We start from the raw sequence: 19,960 nt of genomic DNA on the forward strand, positions 1-19,960 counted from the left end.
CCCGCGGCCTGCCCGGACGTCAGCCCGCGAGGGCGCTCTTGACGTTGTCCAGCACCGTCTGCGCGGCAATCGGACCGCCCGCGCTGTTCCAGGCGGCGCCCTCGATGACGACGACATGGCCCTTCTTCTCGGCCTTCAGCTGACCGAAGTTGGGCACCTTCTTGGCCTCCTCGTACGCCTTCTGGCCCGCGGCCTTGTCGCCGAGCGTGCCGAAGAACAGCCAGTCGCCGTCGATCGTGTCCAGCTTCTCCAGGCTCACCGGCTCGCTGTGGCCGGCGCTCTCGCCCTGCTGGTTCGGCGGGCGCTTGAGCCCGAGCGCGGCGAGGGTGGCGCCGACATGGCCCTTGCCCTTGCCGACGATCGAGGGCGCGCCGTCCTGCCAGCGGACGACACTGGTGACGGCCCCGGCGTTGCCCTTGAGGGCGTTCTTGGTGGCCGTCACCTCGGAGTCGAAGCGGCCGAGCCACTTCTCGGCGTCCGGCTTCTTGTTGAGCGCGTCCGCGGTGGCGGTGAACGCCTTCTTCCAGTCCTCGTTGAGCTTGGCGGTGAGCACGGTGGGCGCAATGCCCTGGAGCTTGTCGAGCACCCGCTTGGCGCCGACGGTCTCGTCCACCAGGATCAGGTCCGGCTGGAGGGTGGCGAGCTTCTCCAGGTCGGGTTCGGCGACGGTGGCGACGATCTCGGCCCCGCCCGCCTTGCCGGCGAGGTATGCCGAGACGCCGTGCTGGCCGCGTCCGGCGGTGGCACCGACCGGCTTGAAGCCGAGGGTGAGCGCCGCGTCGAGGGTCGGTTCGCTGAGCGTGACGACCTTCTTGGGCGCCGCGGGCACGGTGACCTGCTTGCCGTTGGCGTCGGTGACGCTGCGCGTACCGGCGGCCCGGTCCGCCGGCGCCCCGGCCGCGCCGGACGTCGTACCGCCGCCGCAGGCGGTCAGCGCGAGGGATGCGGCGAGCACGACGGCGGGGAGGGCGGCCGCGCTGCGGACGGCGGATCGGTGCGGCTGGGAAGCACGCGGCATGGGGGTGGCTCCTGGTTCGTTGGGGAGGGGGAGGGGACGGGTCGGAGGGTGCCGGTGATGCGGCGGGAGGGGGCCGGGCAGCGGACGCGCTCCCCGGGGGTGGTCAGCGGCCGAGGAGGGAGACCAGGCCGTCGGCCAGGCCGCCGCGCCAACAGGCGTAATCGTGACCGCCGTTGAACTCGGTCCGGGTGACGCGGTAGTCGCGGGCACGCAGGATGTCGTGGAGCGTCCGGCTGTGGTCGACCATCGCTCCCTCGTGCAGCCCGACGTCGAGGTGGACCCGGACGGCGCGCGGGCCGGCGTCCGCGAACTGCTGCGCCAGCCAGGGGACGCCGCCGGTCATGGTCTTCGGTACGCCGCGGGGCATACCGGGGCGCCACCACAGGGACGGCGACTGGGCCAGCGCGTTGCCGAACCGGCCGGGGTGGCGGAAGCAGGCGTACAGCGCGGCCAGCCCGCCCAGGCTCTGGCCCGCCACGACGGTGCGGGCCGGGTCGGCGGTGAGCGGCCAGCGCTCCGCCGCCCAGGGCAGCAGCGCCTGTGCCAGGAAGTCGGCCCAGGAGTCGCGGGCGCCCAGCTCCCGCCACCGGGTGGCGTTGTCGACGGCGTCCGGCGACAGCACCAGCAGCGGCGGGATCGCCCGGTCGGCGATCAGCGCGTCGAGGGTGTGCTGGATGCCGAGCGCGCCGAACCACATGTCGCCGTCGCTCAGGACGAGCACATCGAGCGGGGCGGCCGCGACGTGGTCCGGGGGGACGTAGACCCAGATGTCGCGCTCGTCGCCGAGCGTCGCGCCGGGGAAGCGGTGCCGTTCGGCCGTGCCGCGTGGCGCGTCGGCGCGCCGCGCGTGCCACGGCTGCGGCGGGGCCTGCGGCAGGGCGAAGACCGAGCTGTCCGGAGCGCCCCAACGGCCCGCAATGCGCGCGGGGTTGAGCGGGTCGGGTGCCGCGTGCGCGGTCAGTGCGCGCAGGCGGTTCTGGAGCGGTCCGGCGCCGGCCGGCGGCGGGCCGGGCGAGAGGTCGGCGACGATCCGGTAGGAGCCCCGGTGGTCGGCGCGCAGCCGCTGGGTGCGGTACCAGATGTCGGTGCCCGGCAGCCGGGTGAGCAGCGAGCCGGCGAGGTGGTCGCGGTCCATGAGGCGGTTGGCGAGCAGCAGGACCTGGCGGGTGGCGCGGTGGCCGCGCCACAGGAAGGTGACGGCCCGGTGGTCCGGGTCGCCGTCGAGGGGTTCGACCAGCGGGGTGCCGGACCGCTCGGCCGCCGCCCAGAAGTCCGCGACCAGGGCGGTGCGTTCGTCCGGCCCGGCGGCGTCGAGGCGGTGGGCGAGCCGGGTGATCCGGGCGCCGGCCGCGGGGCGGGGCAGCGGCCGGTCCGCGGTTGCGGTCCGCGCCCACGGGGGCGCGCCGGGGGCGGTGGGTGCGGCGCCGTTCATCCGGCCCGCCCGTGGGTGCGGGCCAGTTCGACGAGGCGGCCGACGAGGTCGGCGGGGCTCGGCAGGGCGGCCATCTCGGCGGCCACCGTACGGGCCTGGGTGCGCAACTCCTCGTCGGTCAGCAGCCGTTCGACGAGTCCGGGGGTGCACGCGTCGGGGCCCGCCGGCACGAGTCCGCAGCCACGGTCGCGTACCGCGGCCGCGTTGGCCGGGCGGTCCGCGCCCTCCCCCAGGACGATCTGCGGCAGGCCGGAGTCCAGTGCGGCCAGGGTGGTGCCCGCACCGCCGTGGTGGATGACCGCGTCGCTGGCGGCGAGCAGTGCGTTGAGGGGTGTCCAGTCCACCGGGCGGACGTTCTCCGGGAGCGGGCCGAGGCCGGCGAGGTCGGCGCCGCCCAGGGCCAGTACGAATTCGGCGTCGACGGCGCGGGCCGCGTCCACCACCCAGCGCACCGGGGAGACGCCGTCCACGACGGGGCGTACGGTGCCGAGCGTGACGGCGACCCGCGGGCGGCCGGTCGGGGTGAAGAGCCAGTCGGGCAGTGCGGCGCCGCCGTTGTAGGGCACATGGCGCAGGAACCAGCGGTCGGGTTCCGTGGTGACGGTCATGCTCGGCGGGGTGACGTCGAGCCAGGCGGCGAGGGGTTCGGGGCCGGTGAGGCCGTGCCGGTCGTAGGCGCCGGCGAGCGCGTTGTTCATCATCCGCACATGTGCGGCGGTGTGCCCGAAGCCGACGGCGTGCAGCACGGAGGGGACGCCGAGCCGCGCGGCCACCAGCTGTCCGACGACACCGTTGGGGGTGTGCACGACGAGGTCGGGGCGCCAGTGCCGGGCGAGCTTCACCATGCCGTCGGCCATCTCGTCGCTGAAGAAGGAGAACCCCTGGCCGCGGGGTGGTTCGCCGCCCTCCCCCGGTACCGGTGGCCGCTTGCCGCGGCGGTCCCGCTCCAGCTGTGCGTAGCGCGCGTCGGGGTCGAGGCCCGGTGCGCAGTCGACGGCGGGCAGACCGGCCCGCACGGTGTGCCCCACCGCGGCGCCGCAGGTGCCCATGAGCACCTCGTGGCCGGCCGCGCGCAGCGCCTGGGCCAGCGGCACCATCGGGTAGAGGAGCCCGAAGAAGGGCGGCCCGGCGAAAAGGACACGCATGTTGCTCTCCACTTCCGTCGTTACCTGTCGTCTCGTGTCGTCCCGCGGTGTCCCGCGTCGCCGCCGGCACCGCTGAGCTGCCGTCATATGCGCTCTCGGCGGGACGTGTTGCCGGGTGTCGCGCCGTCTCCGCCGACCGGATCGGGCCACCCTGGAGCAACCGCTACTTAGCTTAGCCTAAGCTAAGTTCGTGCTTACCGGATCAGCAACGTCCCCGGGCTGGATACGTAGGCTCGCCGCCGCGTGCCGCCGCCATCCCCTCCTCCTGACCGCCGTCCTGCTCAGCTCCGTCTTCGGCACCGGACTGGAAGCCTTCGGGCCCCTGCTCGCCGGCCTCGCGGTGAACGACGCCGTCGCGGGCGACACCAGTCGCATCGGCCCGCTCGTCGCGCTGCTCGCCGCGCTGGCCCTGGTCCAGTTCGGCGCGGAGTTCACCCGCCGATTCGCCGCGGGCAAACTCGCCCTGGCCGTCCAGCACCGGCTGCGGACCCAGGTCTTCGACGCCGTCCAGCGCTACGACGGCGTCCAACAGGACGCCCTGCGCACCGGGCAGGTCGTCTCCCGCGCCAACAGCGATCTCCAGCAGGTCCAGGTCCTGCTGGGCATGCTCCCGATCCCGGTGGGCGTCAGCGCCCTGTTCCTGGTGTCGGCCGGCGCCATGCTCTGGCTCTCCGCGCCGCTCACCCTCGTCGCGCTGACCGTCGTCCCCGCCCTCGCGTTCACCGCGGCCCGCAGCCGCGCCCGGCTGGTGCCGGCCACCCGCGGCGCCCAGGTGCGCGCCGCGGCCCTCGCCGAGCACGTCGAGGAGACCGTCACCGGCGTCCGCGTGGTGAAGGGTTTCGGCCAGGAGGAACGGGAGACGGACCGGCTGACGCACGCCGCCCGGCGGCTGTTCGCGCACCGGATCGGGGTGTCCCGGTTCCAGGCCGCGGCCACCGCGACGATGGCCGCGCTGCCGGCCGCCGGACAGGTCGGCGTGCTGGCCCTCGGCGGCTGGCTCGCGCTGCGCGGCAGCATCGATGTCGGCACCTTCCTCGCCTTCGCCGGCTATCTGACGCTGCTGGCGGGCCCCGCCCGGCTGCTCGCCACCTTCACCGTCACCGCCCAGCAGGCCCGCGCCGCCGCCGAGCGCGTCCACGAACTCATCGACGCCACACCGGATGTCACCGACGCCCCGGACGCGGCGGCGGTGGCCGACGGGCCGCTGGAGATCGAGCTGCGCGGGGTGACCTTCGGCTACGCGCCCAGCGACCCGGTGCTCAGCGAGGTGTCGCTGACCGTGCGGGCGGGCGAGACGCTCGCCGTCGTCGGCCCGCCCGGCTCCGGCAAATCCACCCTCTCCCTGCTGCTCAGCCGGTTCTACGACCCGCAGACCGGCAGCGTCCGGCTCGGCCCGCCGGGCGCACCGGACGACGTCCGGGGCATCGCGCTGGCCTCGCTGCGGTCGGCCGTCGGCACCGTCTTCGAGGACCCGTTCCTCTTCTCCCGCTCGCTGCGCGACAACATCGCCTACGGCCGCCCGGACGCCACCGACGCCGAGGTACGGGCCGCCGCCGAGGCCGCCGGGGCGCACGCCTTCATCGCCGGGCTCCCGGACGGCTACGCCACCGAGGCCGGCGAGCGCGGGCTGGCGCTCTCCGGCGGCCAGCGCCAGCGCGTCGCCCTGGCCCGCGCCCTGCTCTCGGCGCCGCGCGTCCTGGTACTGGACGACGCCACCTCGGCCGTCGACCCGGCGACCGAGGCCGCCGTCCAGGCCACCCTGCGCACCGTCACCCGGGACCGCACCACGGTGCTGATCGCCCACCGCAGGTCCACCCTGGCGCTCGCCGACCGGATCGCCGTACTGGACGCGGGCCGCGTCGTCGACACCGGCACCGAGGCGGAACTCACCGCCCGCTGCCCGCTCTTCCGCGAACTGCTGGCCGGCGCCAGCGGCTCCCTCGACGAACGCACCGCCACCGCGCCGGAGTCCGCCGCGGGCGTCACCCCCGACCTGTGGCCGCGGCGCCCGGAGGACGCCCGGCCCGCCGACGCGGACGACGGCGTACCGGACCACGACCCGGACCTCGACCAGGACCGGCTGCGGGCACCCGACCCACGCGTCTCGCTGCGCCGGCTGCTGCGCCCGGTACGGCTGCCGCTGCTGCTCGGCCTGGCCCTGCTGGTGGTGGACACCGCCGCCGGGGTCGCGCTGCCGCTGCTGGTACGGCGCGGTCTGGACGACGGGGTCGGCGCGCACGACGGCGCGGCGCTGACGGTGTCCGTGCTGCTGGCCGCGCTCGCGGTGGCCATCGGCTGGGCCGCGTTCACGCTCCAGGGCCGGATCACCCGGCGGGCCGGTGAACGGGTGCTGTTCGGTCTGCGGGTACGGACCTTCGCCCAGCTCCAGCGGCTCGGCATGGACTTCTACGAGCGCGAGCGCGGCGGCGCGGTGATGACCCGCGTGGTCAACGACATCGACGCGCTCGCCGCCTTCCTCCAGACCGGTCTGCTCGCCTCCGTGGCCTCGCTGGCGACCGTCACCGGCGCGATCTGCGCGATGGTCGCCGTCCACCCGCCGCTCGCCCTCGCCGCGCTGGCGCTGCTGCCGCTGGTGGTGCTCGCCACCGCCGTCTTCTGGCGGCTGTCGTCCGCCGCGTACGACGAGGCACGGCGCCGCATCGGTGAGGTCAACTCCAGCCTCCAGGAGAACGTCAGCGGACTGCGCACCGCCCAGGCCCAGGTCCACGAGAAGGGCGCGGCCCAGGACTTCGACCGGCTCTCCGACGCCTACCGGGCCAGCCGGCTGCGGGCCCAGCGCTATGCGTCGGTGTACTTCCCCGCCGTCAACCTGTGCGCGGAACTCTCCCGGGCGCTGGTGCTGATGGTCGGCGCGAGCCGGGTGGCCGCCGGTGACCTCAGCCCCGGGGTGCTGGTCGCGTTCATGCTCTACCTCGGGATGTTCTTCGCCCCGGTCCAGCAGCTCTCCCAGGCGTTCGACAGCTATCAGCAGGCGTCCGTCGGCCTGCGCCGGTGTGTGGAGCTGCTGCGCCTGACGCCGTCCGTCCCGGAGACGGCCGACCCCGCGCCGCTGCCCGAGCGGCTGACCGGCGCGCTCGAACTGCACGACGTCACCCACACCTACCCGGGGGCCGACCGCCCCTCGCTGCGCGGGGCCGGGCTGCGGGTCGGGGCGGGCGAGACCGTCGCGCTGGTCGGCGCGACCGGCGCGGGCAAGTCCACCGTGGTCAAACTGCTGGCCCGGTTCTACGACCCGGGCGCGGGCCGCCTCACCGTCGACGGCACCGACATCCGCCGCTGGCCGGCGTCCGGCTACCGCCGGCTGATCGGCTACGTCCCCCAGGAGGCCCATCTGTTCACCGGCGACATCGCGGACAACATCCGCTACGGGCGCCCCGACGCCACCGACGCCGAGGTGGAGGCCGCCGCCCGCGCGGTCGGCGCGCTGGAGGCCATCGCCGCGCAGTCCTACGGGTTCCACCAGCCGGTCGGCGAGCGCGGGCAGTCGCTCTCCGCGGGGCAGCGCCAGCTGATCGCGCTGGCCCGCGCCGAACTCGTCGATCCCGGGCTGCTGTTGCTGGACGAGGCCACCGCCTCGCTGGACCCGGCCACCGAACGCGCGGTGGCCCGTGCCATCGAACGCACCGCGGCGCGGCGCACCACCGTCGTCGTCGCCCACCGGCTGGCGACCGCGGCCCGCGCCGACCGGATCGTCGTCCTCGACGGCGGCGCCGTCACCGAGGAGGGCACCCACGACCAGCTGCTCGCGGCCGGCGGCGGCTATGCGCGGCTGTGGCGGCACTACACGGCGGGCACCGGGGCCGACATCCCGCCCGCCCCCGGCGGCACGGCGCGCACGCCCGACGCCTCGCCCCCGCCCGGCACCTCGCCGGTACCGGACACCTCGCCCACACCCGACGCGACCCACACCTCAGGAGTGAACCGACCGTGAAGGCACTCGTTCTGGCGGGCGGGACCGGCAGCAGACTGCGGCCCATCACGCACACCTCCGCCAAGCAGCTCGTCCCCGTCGCCAACAAGCCGGTGCTGTTCTACGGCATCGAATCGCTGGTGGCCGCGGGCATCACCGAGATCGGCATCGTCACCGGCGACACCGCACCGGAGATCGAGGCGGCGGTCGGCGACGGGTCGCGCTTCGGCGCCCGCGTCACCTATCTGCCGCAGGACCGGCCGCTGGGCCTGGCCCACGCGGTGCTGATCTCCCGCGACTGGCTCGGCGACGACGACTTCGTGATGTATCTGGGCGACAACTTCGTCGTCGGCGGCATCACCGAGCTGGTGGACGGCTTCCGCGCCCGGCGGCCGGACGCGGGCATCCTGCTGACCAAGGTGGCCGACCCCAGCGCGTTCGGCGTCGCCGAACTCGACGCCGAGGGGCGGGTGAGCCGGCTGACGGAGAAGCCGCCCGCCCCGCGCAGCGACCTGGCACTGGTCGGCGTCTACCTCTTCACACCCGCCGTGCACACCGCCGTACGGGCCATCGCCCCGTCCGCCCGCGGTGAGCTGGAGATCACCGACGCCCTCCAGTGGCTGGTCGCCCAGGGGTACACCGTCAGCCCCACCGTCATCACCGGCTACTGGAAGGACACCGGCAACGTCACCGACATGCTGGAGGTCAACCGCTCCGTCCTGGAGACGGTCGAGCCCGCCCAGGACGGCACGGTGGACGCGGCGAGCGAACTCGTGGGCCGGGTGCGCATCGAGGCGGGCGCGCGGGTGGTCCGCTCCCGGATCGTGGGGCCCGCGGTCATCGGCCCCAACAGCGTCGTCACCGACTCCTACGTCGGCCCCTCGACCTCGGTGGCCGGCGACTGTGTGATCACCGGCAGCGAGGTGGAGTTCTCCATCGTGCTCACCGGCTCCCGGATCGAGCAGGCGGGCCGCGTCGAGGGCTCCCTGATCGCCCGCGATGTGCACGTCACCGGTGCGCCCCGGGCACCCCGGGCGCACCGCCTCGTCCTCGGCGACCACAGCCGCGTCCAGATCAGCAGCTGAGCACGCCCGCGGCCGCGCCGCCGCACGTCCCCACCTCCTGCGACCGAAAGCCCCTACATGCGCATCCTCGTCACCGGCGGGGCCGGCTTCATCGGCTCCCACTTCGTCCGCACCCTGTTCGGCCCCGAAGGACCCGGCGAACCGCTCGCGGTCACCGTCCTGGACGCCCTCACCTACGCCGGGAACGTGGCCAACCTCGCCCCCGTACTCGACCACCCCTGCCTGGACTTCGTGCACGGTGACATCCGGGACCGGGAACTCGTCGAGGCCCTGATGCGCCACCACGACGCGGTGGTGCACTTCGCCGCCGAGTCCCATGTGGACCGGTCCATCCGCTCCGGCGCCGACTTCGCCGCCACCAACGTCCTGGGCACCCAGACCCTCCTGGAGTCCGCGGTCGCCCACGGTGTGGGGCGCTTCGTGCACGTCTCCACCGACGAGGTGTACGGCTCGATCGCCCACGGCTCCTGGACCGAGTCCCAGCCGCTCGCCCCCAACTCCCCCTACGCGGCGTCGAAGGCCGGCTCCGATCTGCTGGCGCTGGCCTACCACCGCACGCACGGCCTCGACGTACGCGTCACCCGCTGTTCCAACAACTACGGCCCGTACCAGCACCCGGAGAAGATCATTCCGCTGTTCACCACCCGCCTCCTGGAGGGCCGCAAGGTCCCGCTCTACGGAGACGGCCGCAACGTCCGCGACTGGCTGCACGTCGACGACCACTGCCGGGCCCTGCGCCTGGTCCTCGACGGCGGCCGGGCCGGCGAGGTCTACCACATCGGCGGCGGCACCGAACTGACCAACACCGAACTGACCGGCCGGCTGCTGACGGGCTGCGGTGCCTCCTGGGACCGCGTCGAGCGCGTCGCCGACCGCAAGGGCCACGACCTGCGCTACTCCGTGGACTGGACGAAGATCCGCGACGAACTGGGCTACCGGCCGCGGCACTCGTTCGACACCGGGCTCGCCGCCACCGTCGACTGGTACCGCACGCACCGGGACTGGTGGCAGCGGTGAGCGGCTGGCTGATCACCGGCGCGGACGGCATGCTCGGCCGGGAGGTGGCGGCGGCGCTGAAGCGGGCCGGCGCGCCGGTCCTGCCGCTCGCCCGCCCCGACCTCGACCTCACCGACGCCGCCGCGGTGCACCGGACGCTGCGCCGCGCCCGGCCCGCCGTCGTCGTCAACTGCGCCGCGTGGACCGATGTCGACGGCGCCGAGCGCGCGGAACGGGCGGCGCTGGCCGTCAACGGCGACGCGGTACGCACCCTGGCCCGCGGCTGCGCCGGTGTCCGGTCCCGGCTGCTGCACCTGTCCACCGACTACGTCTTCGCGGGCGACGCGGACACCCCCTACGCGGAGGACGCCCCCGCGGCACCGCGCTCGGCGTACGGCCGCAGCAAGCTGGCCGGTGAGCGGGCGGTGCTGGAGGAGCTGCCGCGGCTGGGCACGGTGGTGCGCACCGCCTGGCTCTACGCCGGCCACGGCCGCAACTTCGTGACCACGATGGCCCGGCGGGCCGCGGCCGGCGCCGAGGTGCACGTCGTGGACGACCAGTACGGGCAGCCGACCTGGGCGCGGGACGTCGCCGGGCGGCTGCTCGCCCTGGGCGGGCTGCCGGCCGAGCGGGCGGCGGGCGTCTTCCACGCCACCGCCGCGGGCCGCACCACCTGGTTCGGGCTGGCCCGGGAGGTCTTCCGGCTGACCGGCGCCGACCCCGCGCTGGTCCGCCCGGTCAGCACCGCGCAGCTGGGCCGGCCCGCCCCGCGCCCGGCGTTCGGCGTCCTGGGGCACGAGCGCTGGGCGGCGGCCGGGCTGGCGCCGCCGCGGCTCTGGACGGACGGGCTCGCCGAGGCGCTGAGTGCCGCCACCCGGCCCTGTCCGCCTCTGCCGTCACCGTCCCCGCCGGATGCGCCCGATGCGCCCGATGCGCCGGCAGTTGCCTACGAGTCCAAGGGAGTGGCCTGATGCGCCCGTTGAGCATCGAAGGGGCCTGGGTGCGCAGCCCGGCCGTGCACCGCGACGAGCGGGGCAGTTTCCACGAATGGTTCCGGACCGACGAGTTCGGCGCCGCCGCCGGGCACCCGCCGGCGCTCGCCCAGGCGAACTGCTCGGTCTCCCGCCGCGGTTCGCTGCGCGGTATCCACTTCAGCGAGGTGCCGCCCGGCCAGGCGAAGTACGTCACCTGTGTGCGGGGCGCGGTGCTGGATGTCGTCGTCGATCTGCGGCGCGGCTCACCGACCTACCGCGCCTGGGAGGCGGTGCCGCTCGCCTCGGCCGAGGGCACCGCGGTGTATCTCTCCGAGGGGCTGGGGCACGCGTTCTGCGCGCTGTCCGACGACGCCACGGTGGTGTACCTGTGCTCCACCGGCTACCGGCCGCGGCGCGAGCACGCGGTGCACCCGCTCGACCCCGACCTCGGCATCGACTGGCCGGCGGACCTCGCGCCGCTGCTGTCGCCCAAGGACGCGGCGGCCCCCACCCTGCGGGAGGCCGAACGGCTGGGCATCCTGCCGTCGTACGAGGACTGTGTGCGCCACCGTGCGGACGCGGCCGCCGCGGGACGGGCCGGATGACGGCGGTGGCCGACGCGCTCGGCCCCGCGGCGCAGGCCCCGGCGCCGCCCGGCCGGCGGGCGGCGCTGCGCGCCACCGGGCTGCTGCTCGGGCTCGTCCTGCTGGCCGTCGTGGTGCTCGCGAGCCTGGCGATCGGTACCCGGCAGATACCGCTGCACGACGTGTGGTCGGCCCTGTTCGATCCGTCGGGCACCGAGAACGACGCCGTCGTCCGGCAGTTGCGGCTGCCGCGCACCCTGATCGGGATCGCGGCGGGCGCGGCGCTCGGCCTCGCCGGGGCGGTGATGCAGACGCTGACCCGCAATCCGCTGGCCGATCCCGGGCTGCTGGGGGTCAACGCGGGCGCCTCGGCGGCCGTGGTCACCGCGATCAGCCTGCTCGGGGTGGACTCCTTCGACCTCTATCTGTGGTTCGCGCTGGCCGGCGCCGCGGTCGCCGCGGTCCTGGTCAACCTGCTGGGCGGCAGCCGGGCCGCCACCCCGGTACGGCTCGCGCTGGCCGGGACCGCGGTCAACGCGGCGCTGTTCGGCTATGTCAACGGGCTGCAACTTGTCGATCTGGGCACGCTGGAGACGATGCGCCACTGGTCCGTCGGCACCCTCGCGGGCCGCGACGCGGGCCTGCTGGTCAAGGCGCTCCCGATGCTGCTGGCCGGGGTGCTGCTGGCGTTCGGGCTCGCCCGGCCGCTCGGCGCGATGGCGCTCGGTGACGATTCGGCGCGGGCGCTGGGCGCCCATGTGGGGCGTACCCGGGTGCTGTCGATCGCCGCCATCACCCTGCTGTGCGGCGCCGCCACCGCCGTGTGCGGGCCGATCGGCTTCATCGGGCTGATGATCCCGCACGCGGTACGGGTCTTCAGCGGCCCCGATCCGCGGTGGCTCTTTCCGGCCTGTGCGCTGTACGCGCCGGTGCTGATGCTCGCCTCCGACGTGGTGGGCCGGGTCGTCGTCCCGCCGTCCGAGATCGAGGTGGGCATCGTCACCGCCTTCCTCGGCGGGCTGCTCTTCATCCATCTGGTCCGGCAGCGGAAGGTGGCCCAGCTGTGACCCTGTTCAAGAACGTGACCGTGACGCGCGGTGCGGTGCGTACCGGGGCGGGCTGGTCGCTGCGCTTCGACCGGCGCGCGCTGCTGGTGTGTACGGCGCTGGCACTGGTCGCGGCCGCGGTGACGGTGCTGGCCATCGGGACGGGGCGCTATGCGCTCACCCCGTGGGAAGTGGTGCGCACGCTGGCCGGAGACGGGCCGCCGGGCGCCGGGTTCATCGTGCGGGACCTGCGCCTGCCCAGGGCCCTCGACGGGCTGCTCGTCGGCTTCGCGCTGGGGATGGCGGGCGCAGTCTTCCAGTCGCTGTCGCGCAATCCGCTGGGCAGTCCGGACATCATCGGCTTCGGCAACGGCGCCTCGGCCGGGGCGCTGGTCGCCATCATCGTGCTGAACGCGGGTGCCCCGCAGACGGCGCTCGGTGCGGTCTGCGGCGGGCTGGTGACGGCGGCCGCGGTGTATCTGCTCGCCTGGAAGCGCGGGGTGCACGGCTACCGGCTGGTCCTGGTGGGCATCGGCGCCGCCGCGGTGCTGGGCTCGGCCACCAGCTTCCTGTACGTCCGTGCGGAGATCGGCAAGGCCGCGCAGGCGGCCACCTGGATGGTGGGGTCGCTCAACGGGCGCGGCTGGAGCGAGGTGTGGACCGCCGCGCTGGGGCTGGCCGCGCTGGTTCCGGTGGTGCTCGCCTACGCGCGCCGGCTGTCGCTGCTGGAGATGGGCGACGACACGGCGGCCGCGCTCGGTATCCGGCCCGAGCGCAGCCGGCTGGTGCTGCTGGCGGCCGGTACCGGGCTGACCGCGATGGCGGTCGCGGCGGCCGGCCCCATCCCCTTCGTCGCCCTCGCCGCACCCCAGCTGGCGCGCCGGGTGACCCGCGCCCCCGGCCCGAACGTGCTGCCCGCGGCCTGGATGGGCGCGGTGCTGGTCGCCGGGGCGGACTGGGCCACCCAGCGGATCTCCCGGTCGGCGATTCTGCCGGTGGGCGTGGTGACCGGTGTCGCGGGCGGGGTGTACCTGGCCTGGCTGCTGCTGCGGGAGCGCAGGTCGGGGCGGCTGTAGCCCGCGGCCCCGCAGCACCTGGAACGAACCGCCGCCGCCGGCCGGGCAGTCCCGGCCGGCGGCGGCGGTTGTGGTGGGCGCGGTCAGTGCCCGGCGGCTTCGGCGTGTGCCAGGCAGGCCGCGTAGGAGGCCGGTCCGTGGACGGTGTGCCAGCCCGCGGGGACGGCGATATGGCCCGGCCACAGGGAGCGGCCGCCGTGGTCGTCGGCGAGCACCAGGTGGGTGGCGGCGGCGGACCCCGTCGGGTCGAAGGGTGCGGTGGGGGTCATCCGTCGAGTTCCTTCAGCCGGGCGGCGAGCACCGCCGCGATCGTGTCGAGGTGCGGGGCCTGGGTCATCTGCTGGTGCAGGCAGTCGATCTCGTGGGGGCGCAGCGCGCCGCTGACGTAGGGCGTCCACGCCTCGTGGGTCAGCCAGTCCTCGGCACGGGGCGCCGCGGCGGTGAAGAAGAGCACCTCGCCGTCGAAGACCCGGTGGTGGTGGGTGCGCATCAGCCGGGCGTTGTTGACGACGATGTCCACGACGGCGGAGAGGGTGCGCTCGGAGAGTCCGGCCAGCGCGCTGCCCTCGCGCTGGAGCGTGCCGAGCACGTCCTCGCGGGTGAGTTCGTCGGTGCGGTCGAAGCCGGCCATCCGCAGCAGCGCGGTCAGGGCGTCCGTCTCGCCCGGGACGGCCTGGTCGCGCCACTGGTCGGAGGGGTAGGCGTCCAGCATCGCGAGCAACTCGACCCGCTCGCCCGCCTCCTGGAGGAGTACCGCGACGGTGTGCGCGAGGACGCCGCCGACGGACCAGCCGAGCAGCCGGTAGGGGCCGTGCGGCTGGACGCGGCGGAGCTGGCCGGCGTAGTCGGCCGCCATCTCCTCCAGGGTGGCCGGCAGGGGTTCGTCATGGACCAGTCCGCGGGCCTGGAGACCGTGCACGGGCTGGTGCGCGTCGAGGTGGGCGAGCAGCCCGGAGTAGCACCAGCTGATACCGCCCGCCGGGTGCAGGACGAAGAGCGGGGTGCGGTCGCCGTGGGTGCGCAGCGGCAGCAGCACGCCGAGGGCGTCGTCCGCGCCACCGGTCCCGGCGCCGAGCTTCGTGGCGAGCGCGGCGGGGGTCGGCGCCTGGAAGAGGGTGCCGATGGTGAGGTCCGTCCCCAGCGCGTCGCGCACCCGGGCGACCAGCCGGGCCGCGAGCAGCGAGGTGCCGCCGAGGTCGAAGAAGCCGTCGTCCACCCCGACCGACGGCAGGCCCAGGGCGTCGGCGAACAGCCGGGCGAGGGTCTCCTCCTGGTGGGTGCGCGGTGCCCGGTCGCCGATGGCCGCGGTGGGAGCGGGCAGCGCGCCGCGGTCCAGCTTGCCGTTGGGGCTGAGCGGGAAGTCGTCGAGGACGAGTACCGCGCCGGGCACCATGTAGTCGGGCAGCGTCGCGGCGAGCCGGGTGCGCAGCGCCTCGGGATCGGGGGCGGGGTGCGCGGCGGTGACATAGCCGACCAGCCGCTGGTCGCCGGGCCGGTCCTCGCGGACCAGGACGCAGGCCCCGGTCACGGCGGGCGCGGCCGCCAGCGCCGCCTCGATCTCGCCGAGTTCGATGCGCAGCCCGCGCAGTTTGACCTGGTGGTCGGTGCGCCCGAGGTACTCCACCTCGCCGTCCGCCGTCCAGCGGGCCAAGTCTCCGGTGCGGTACATCCGGGTGCCCGGTGCGCCGTAGGGGTCGGCGACGAAGCGGGTGGCGGTGAGCCCGGGGCGGCCGAGGTAGGCGGTGGCGAGCTGGGGGCCGGCGAGGTACAGCTCGCCGGGGATGCCCGGCGGGCACGGCTGGAGGGCCGCGTCCAGGACGTACAGCCGGGTGTTCCAGACGGGCCGCCCGATGGGCACCGGGCCGTCCTCGCCGGGCCGGCAGGCGTGGTACGTGACGTCGACGGCGGCCTCGGTCGGGCCGTACAGGTTGTGCAGCGGCACACCGGGCAGCACCCGGGCGAAGTCCTGCGCCGTCTCGCGCGCCAGCGCTTCGCCGCTGCAGAAGACCCGGCGCAGCCCGGTGCGGTGCGCGGCGTCCGGTTCGGCGAGGAAGACCTGGAGCATGGAGGGCACGAAGTGGCAGGTGGTGACGGCCTGTTCGCGGATGGTGCGGGCCAGGTAGGCCGGGTCCTTGTGGCCGCCGGGTTCGGCGACGACGAGGGTGGCGCCCTCGCGCAGCGGCCAGAAGAACTCCCATACGGACACGTCGAATCCGGCGGGGGTCTTCTGGAGCACCCGGTCGCCCGCGGTCAGCGGGTAGGCGGCCTGCATCCACCGCAGCCGGTTGTCGATCGCGGCGTGCGGGACGACGACCCCCTTGGGGCGGCCGGTGGAGCCGGAGGTGTAGATGACGTACGCGGGGTGCTGCGGGGTCAGCGCGCGGGGCGGGGTGATGTCGAGGTGGGCGGAGAGGTCGAGCCCGTCGAGGACGACGGTGGGCGGGCCGGTGTCCGGCAGCCGGCCGGCGACATCGGTGAGGACGCAGACGGGTGCGGCGTCCTCGACCATGCCCACGAGCCGGTCGGCCGGATGGTCCGGGTCGAGCGGCAGGTAGGCGCCGCCCGCCTTGAGGACCGCCAGCAGGGCGATGACCAGGTCGGGCGAGCGCGGCAGCGCGACGGCGACGACCGCTCCGGGGCGCACGCCCAGCGTGGCCAGGTGCCGGGCGAGCCGGTTGGCGCGGCCGGTGAGCTGTGCGTAGCTGAGGGTCAGCCCGCCGTGGACGAGGGCGGGGGCGTCCGGGGTGCGGATGGCCTGCGCCTCTACCGGGCCGATCAGGGTGGTCGGCGGCACGGCGCGGGCGGTGTCGTTGAACTCCGTCAGCACCAGGTGGCGTTCGGCGGCGGTGGCGATGCCGTGGGCGGCCAGCGGGGCGTGCGGGTCGGCGGCCGTGATCCGGTCGAGCAGGTCCAGGAACCGGTCCTGGTGGGCGGCGAGTTCCCGTGCGGTGTAGAGGGCCGGGTTGCCGTCGTGGTCGATGCGCAGTCCGCTGCCGTCGCCCCGGTCGTAGATGTTGACGGTCAGGTCGTCGACCGGGCCCGCGGACAGGTTGTGGGCCGTGCAGGGGGCGCCGGCGAAGTCCAGCGCGTAGTCGAAGGGCATGACGTTGACCAGCGGGCCGGTGAGCGCCCGCCCCTCGCCGAGCAGTCCGAGGTCGCGCCGGATGTCCTCGTAGCGGTAGCGCTGGTGGCGGCGGGCGGCGCGGATGCCGAGGACGACCTGCCGGGTGAGTTCGGCGAACGTCGCCTGCGGGGTGACGGTCAGCCGCAGCGGCAGCACGTTCATGACCATGCCGGGGATGCGCAGTGCGGCGGAGCCCAGCCGGCCCATCATCGGCAGGCCGAGGACGACCTCGGCGCTGCCGGTGGCGCGGGCGACGTACAGCGCCTGGGTGGCGATCAGGACTTCCGGCCAGGTGGCGCGGACGGCGCCGGCCAGCGTCTCGATCCGGTCGCGGACGCCGGTGCCGAGCGTGGTGGTGCGGCGCAGGAAGGTACGCGACGGGAGGGCGCCGCGCCCGGCCAGGGTGGGCACGTCGGGGCGGTCGGCGAAGGTGTCGCTCCAGTGCGCGCGGTCCTTCTCGTACGCCTCACCGGCGCGGTACGCGGCGTCCTCGGCGACCAGTTCCGCGAGCCGCCCGAAGGGGCTGGGCCCGGCCTCCTCGCCCGCGGCGAGGGCACTGTAGACCTCGGCGACCCGGCGGGCGACCAGCGCGTAGCCGAAGCCGTCCAGGACGATGTGGTGCACCCGCTGGTACCACAGCCAGCGGCGCTCGCCCACCCGGAAGAGGGCGTGCCGGAAGAGCGGCCCGGTGGCCAGGTCGAAGGGGTCCGCGAGGTCGTCGCGCATCCAGGCGCGGGCGACCGCGTCCGGGTCGCCCTGGTCGCGCAGGTCCGCGGCGTGCATCGGGAAGCCGTGCCCGGACGGTTCGATCTCCAGGGCGAACTGCCGTGGCCCGGCCGGGGTGTCCTCGATGCGGACGCGCAGCGCGTCCGTCTCGCCGACGGTCCGGTGCAGCGCCTCGGCGAAGCGCACCGGGTCCAGCGTGCCGTGGATCTCGACGCATTCCGCGGTGTTCTGCGCGGGGCTGTCCGGGTCGAGGGCCTGGGCGTACCACATACCGGACTGCGCGGCGGTGAGCGGGGCGCCGCCCGCGGTCGCGGTCCCGGCCGGGGCGGCGGTCATGGCGCGACCCCCAGCAGTGCCGCCCAGGCGTCGATGGCGGGGCGTTCGGCGAGGTCGACGAAGGTCGCCTCGATGCCGTGGTCGCGGCGCCAGCGGCCGATCAGGCTCATGATGCGGATCGAGTCGAGGCCGTAGTCCACGAGGTTCTCGTCGTCGGGGATGTCGGCCGGGTCCTCGCCGAGCGTCTCGGCGACATCGGCGCGTATCTGCTGCAACGTCAGGGCCATCGCGGTCAGACCCCCTCGATGCCCTGGCACAGGGCGTCGGTGGTGGTGATCCGCGCGCACTTGTCCGCCGCCCAGCGCAGCGCCTGCTGGTGGTCGGCGGCCGAGAAGTCGGCGACGGCGTCGGCGACGACGAACGCCTGGATGTCGCGCATCCACGCGTCACAGGCCGTCATCAGCACGCCGATGTGCGCGTAGACACCGACCACGACGAGCTGGTCACGGCCGAGACCGGCCAGCTGCTCGCCGAGGTCGGTACGGGCGAACGCGCTGTACTTCCACTTGGTCAGCAGGGTGTCGCCGGGCTGCGGGGCGACGGGCGCGGCGACGGCCGCGGCGTCCTCCGGTTCGGCCGGCAGACCGGGGCCCCAGAAGTCCTGCTGGAGTCCGCGCTGGGCCGGGGTCTGGCCGGCGGGCTGCGCGGAGTAGACGACGGGGATGCCCGCCGCGCGGCAGGCGGTCGTCAACCGGCCCACGTTGTCCAGGAGTTCGGTGAGCGGCGCGGCCCCTTCGGTGAAGGCGCGCAGGAAGTAGTTCTGGAGGTCGTGCACGAGCAGTACGGCCCGGCGGGGGTCCACGGTCCAGTCGACGCGCTGGGCGGGCAGCGCGTCGGGGGTGGGCATGGGGTACGGGGCGATGGCGGGGAGCGCCATGACAGGGCCTTTCGCTGGTGAAGGGGTGGGGAGTCGGAGCTGCGGGGGCGCGGCGGGCCGGCGGCCGCGGCCGTCGTACGGGCGGTCGCGGGCCGGCGCGCGGGCCCGCGGTGCGGGCGGCGTCAGGCGCGCAGCGTCGCGCCGCCGTCAACGTACAGGTCGTGCATGGTGATGTGCCGGGCGCGGTCCGAGACGAGGAAGCCGACGGCCTCGGCGATGTCGCGGGGTTCGGCGATCCGGCCGAGCGGGATGCCGACCCGGTAGGACTCGGGGTCGCCGTCGATGATGCGGTCGCGGGCCTCCGGTCCGGTCCACAGCTGTCGCTGCATGGGGGTGTCGGTGGAGCCGGGCGAGACGACGTTGCACCGTACGCCGCTGCGGGCCAGTTCGAGGCCGAGGCATTTGGTGAAGAGCGTCGCGGCGGCCTTGGAGGCGGCGTACGCGGCCATTCCGGCGCGCGGCACCCCGGCCGCGTTGGAGCCCACGGTGACGATGCAGCCGCTGCGCCGGGTGGTCATGGTGCGCGCCACGGCGCGGGAGAGCTGGAAGACGCCGGTGGTGTTCACGGCGAAGGTGTCGTCCCAGTCCTGGTCGGTGAGTTCCACGACGGGCGCGGTCCGCAGCACACCGGCGACGTTGACCAGGATGTCCAGCGGCCCGGCGGTGCGTTCGGCGTCGGCCACCAGAGGTTCGACGGCCGCGCGGTCGGTGATGTCGACGGCGCGGCCGGTGATCCGGCCGACGCCGTACTCGGCCTCCAGGGCGGTGACGCCGTCGGCGTCCCGGTCCACGGCGACCACCCGCGCACCCTGGTCGGCCAGCAGTCGCGCCACGGCCTCCCCTATGCCCCGGCCCGCGCCGGTGACCAGTGCTGTCCGACCGGAAAGTTCGGTTTCCCGCACGCCGTTTCCCCTCACTCACGTCATCACTTAGGCAAGCCTAACCTAACATGAAGATCGCGAGCGCGGACGCCGCCCCGGCCGGACGCCCGGCGCGGCACCCCGGCCCGACGGGCGTCAACAGCGGCCATCCGCCAAGACGTTGCACCCGGCCGTCGCCGCCCCGCACCGCCCGGGCTCCGGTGCGGGGCCGGAACCCCGGCCGGCCCGCCCCTACCGCGCCCGGTTGGCCGGATCGAAGGCGTAGCCGACCTGCCGTACGGTGCGGATCAGCGTCCGGTGGCCGGGGCCGAGCTTGCTCCGCAGGCGGGCGATGTGGACGTCGACGGTGCGCGTGTACCCGACGGGGGCCTGCTGCCACACCAGCTCCATCAGCTGCGGGCGGCTGTAGACCCGCCGCCGGTTGGCGACGAGATGGGCGAGGAGTTCGAACTCCATGCAGGTCAGCTCCAGTTGGCGCCCGTCGACCGCGACGCTGCGGGACTCGCAGTCGACCACGAGACCGCGGACGCGGTGCACCGGGGCCCGGGGCGGTTTCACGGCCCGGGGTTCGACGGACGACGGCCGCGGTACGGGCCGGGCGGCTGCACCCCGCCGTGACTCCGCGGCCGTGGCGACACGGTCGCGGTAGACGCGGTGGACCAATCGGTGACGCAGGGTCATAGCGGCTCCTGACGGGTTCGGAGGTGAAGGGAATCGGGTGCGGGGCGG

At 74.9% G+C, this 19,960-nt stretch carries 16 protein-coding genes; 7 read left to right on the forward strand and 9 right to left on the reverse strand.

From position 1 onward, the window contains the following. Positions 1-19 precede the first annotated feature (19 nt). The 3 genes from ACLJWH_RS34125 to ACLJWH_RS34135 form a co-directional block, all read right to left on the reverse strand. The gene (locus ACLJWH_RS34125) at positions 20-1,018 is read right to left on the reverse strand and encodes an ABC transporter substrate-binding protein (protein ID WP_411145664.1); all 999 of its coding nucleotides are present in this window, start codon (positions 1,016-1,018) and stop codon (positions 20-22) included. 103 nt (positions 1,019-1,121) lie between these two features. Then, positions 1,122-2,450, reverse strand: a complete 1,329-nt coding sequence (fes, locus tag ACLJWH_RS34130) for an enterochelin esterase (RefSeq protein ID WP_411145665.1) — start codon at positions 2,448-2,450, stop codon at positions 1,122-1,124. After that, positions 2,447-3,595 carry a nucleotide disphospho-sugar-binding domain-containing protein gene (locus ACLJWH_RS34135; RefSeq protein WP_411145666.1) on the reverse strand — a complete coding sequence of 383 codons (1,149 nt, stop codon included), beginning with the start codon at positions 3,593-3,595 and terminating at the stop codon, positions 2,447-2,449. The genes fes and ACLJWH_RS34135 overlap by 4 nt, the downstream gene beginning before the upstream one ends. Before the next feature lie 190 nt (positions 3,596-3,785). Here ACLJWH_RS34135 and ACLJWH_RS34140 point away from each other — a divergent pair, with 190 nt between their 5' ends. From ACLJWH_RS34140 to ACLJWH_RS34170, 7 genes are read left to right on the forward strand one after another with little or no spacing between them, the layout of a single operon-like run. Next, positions 3,786-7,547: an ABC transporter ATP-binding protein gene (locus ACLJWH_RS34140; protein ID WP_411145667.1), complete on the forward strand. Its 3,762-nt coding sequence runs from the start codon at positions 3,786-3,788 to the stop codon at positions 7,545-7,547. Continuing rightward, positions 7,544-8,611, forward strand: a complete 1,068-nt coding sequence (locus ACLJWH_RS34145) for a glucose-1-phosphate thymidylyltransferase (RefSeq protein WP_411145668.1) — start codon at positions 7,544-7,546, stop codon at positions 8,609-8,611. The genes ACLJWH_RS34140 and ACLJWH_RS34145 overlap by 4 nt, the downstream gene beginning before the upstream one ends. Positions 8,612-8,668: 57 nt before the next feature. After that, positions 8,669-9,628 (forward strand): dTDP-glucose 4,6-dehydratase, encoded by a 960-nt coding sequence (rfbB, locus tag ACLJWH_RS34150; protein ID WP_411145669.1) that lies wholly within the window; start codon positions 8,669-8,671, stop codon positions 9,626-9,628. Then, on the forward strand, positions 9,625-10,578 hold the full coding sequence (gene rfbD / locus ACLJWH_RS34155) for a dTDP-4-dehydrorhamnose reductase (RefSeq protein WP_411145670.1): 954 nt from the start codon (positions 9,625-9,627) through the stop codon (positions 10,576-10,578). Before rfbB ends, rfbD begins: the two co-directional genes overlap by 4 nt. Next, positions 10,578-11,186 carry a dTDP-4-dehydrorhamnose 3,5-epimerase family protein gene (locus ACLJWH_RS34160; RefSeq protein WP_411145671.1) on the forward strand — a complete coding sequence of 203 codons (609 nt, stop codon included), beginning with the start codon at positions 10,578-10,580 and terminating at the stop codon, positions 11,184-11,186. Before rfbD ends, ACLJWH_RS34160 begins: the two co-directional genes overlap by 1 nt. Then, a complete protein-coding gene (locus ACLJWH_RS34165; RefSeq protein WP_411145672.1) occupies positions 11,183-12,232 on the forward strand; it encodes a FecCD family ABC transporter permease in 1,050 nt (349 codons plus the stop codon). The genes ACLJWH_RS34160 and ACLJWH_RS34165 overlap by 4 nt, the downstream gene beginning before the upstream one ends. After that, positions 12,229-13,287 carry a FecCD family ABC transporter permease gene (locus tag ACLJWH_RS34170; RefSeq protein ID WP_411145673.1) on the forward strand — a complete coding sequence of 353 codons (1,059 nt, stop codon included), beginning with the start codon at positions 12,229-12,231 and terminating at the stop codon, positions 13,285-13,287. Before ACLJWH_RS34165 ends, ACLJWH_RS34170 begins: the two co-directional genes overlap by 4 nt. A gap of 83 nt (positions 13,288-13,370) precedes the next feature. Here ACLJWH_RS34170 and ACLJWH_RS34175 read toward each other — a convergent pair whose 3' ends face one another. The 6 genes from ACLJWH_RS34175 to ACLJWH_RS34200 all read right to left on the reverse strand — a co-directional run bounded on the left by ACLJWH_RS34175 (position 13,371) and on the right by ACLJWH_RS34200 (position 19,912). Then, a complete protein-coding gene (locus ACLJWH_RS34175) occupies positions 13,371-13,556 on the reverse strand; it encodes an MbtH family NRPS accessory protein (protein ID WP_411145674.1) in 186 nt (61 codons plus the stop codon). Next, positions 13,553-17,473, reverse strand: a complete 3,921-nt coding sequence (locus tag ACLJWH_RS34180) for an amino acid adenylation domain-containing protein (protein ID WP_411145675.1) — start codon at positions 17,471-17,473, stop codon at positions 13,553-13,555. Before ACLJWH_RS34180 ends, ACLJWH_RS34175 begins: the two co-directional genes overlap by 4 nt. Next, positions 17,470-17,700 (reverse strand): phosphopantetheine-binding protein, encoded by a 231-nt coding sequence (locus ACLJWH_RS34185; RefSeq protein ID WP_411145676.1) that lies wholly within the window; start codon positions 17,698-17,700, stop codon positions 17,470-17,472. Before ACLJWH_RS34185 ends, ACLJWH_RS34180 begins: the two co-directional genes overlap by 4 nt. A 5-nt stretch (positions 17,701-17,705) precedes the next feature. Further along, positions 17,706-18,350, reverse strand: a complete 645-nt coding sequence (locus ACLJWH_RS34190; RefSeq protein ID WP_411145677.1) for an isochorismatase family protein — start codon at positions 18,348-18,350, stop codon at positions 17,706-17,708. Positions 18,351-18,472: 122 nt separating this feature from the next. After that, entirely contained in the window at positions 18,473-19,252 is a 780-nt protein-coding gene (locus tag ACLJWH_RS34195; protein WP_411145678.1) for a 2,3-dihydro-2,3-dihydroxybenzoate dehydrogenase, read from the reverse strand. Positions 19,253-19,462: 210 nt separating this feature from the next. Continuing rightward, entirely contained in the window at positions 19,463-19,912 is a 450-nt protein-coding gene (locus ACLJWH_RS34200) for a winged helix-turn-helix domain-containing protein (protein ID WP_411145679.1), read from the reverse strand. Between the last annotated feature and the right edge of the window lie 48 nt (positions 19,913-19,960).

The organism is Streptomyces sp. x-80, assembly GCF_046549095.1.
GTDB lineage: Bacteria > Actinomycetota > Actinomycetes > Streptomycetales > Streptomycetaceae > Streptomyces > Streptomyces celluloflavus.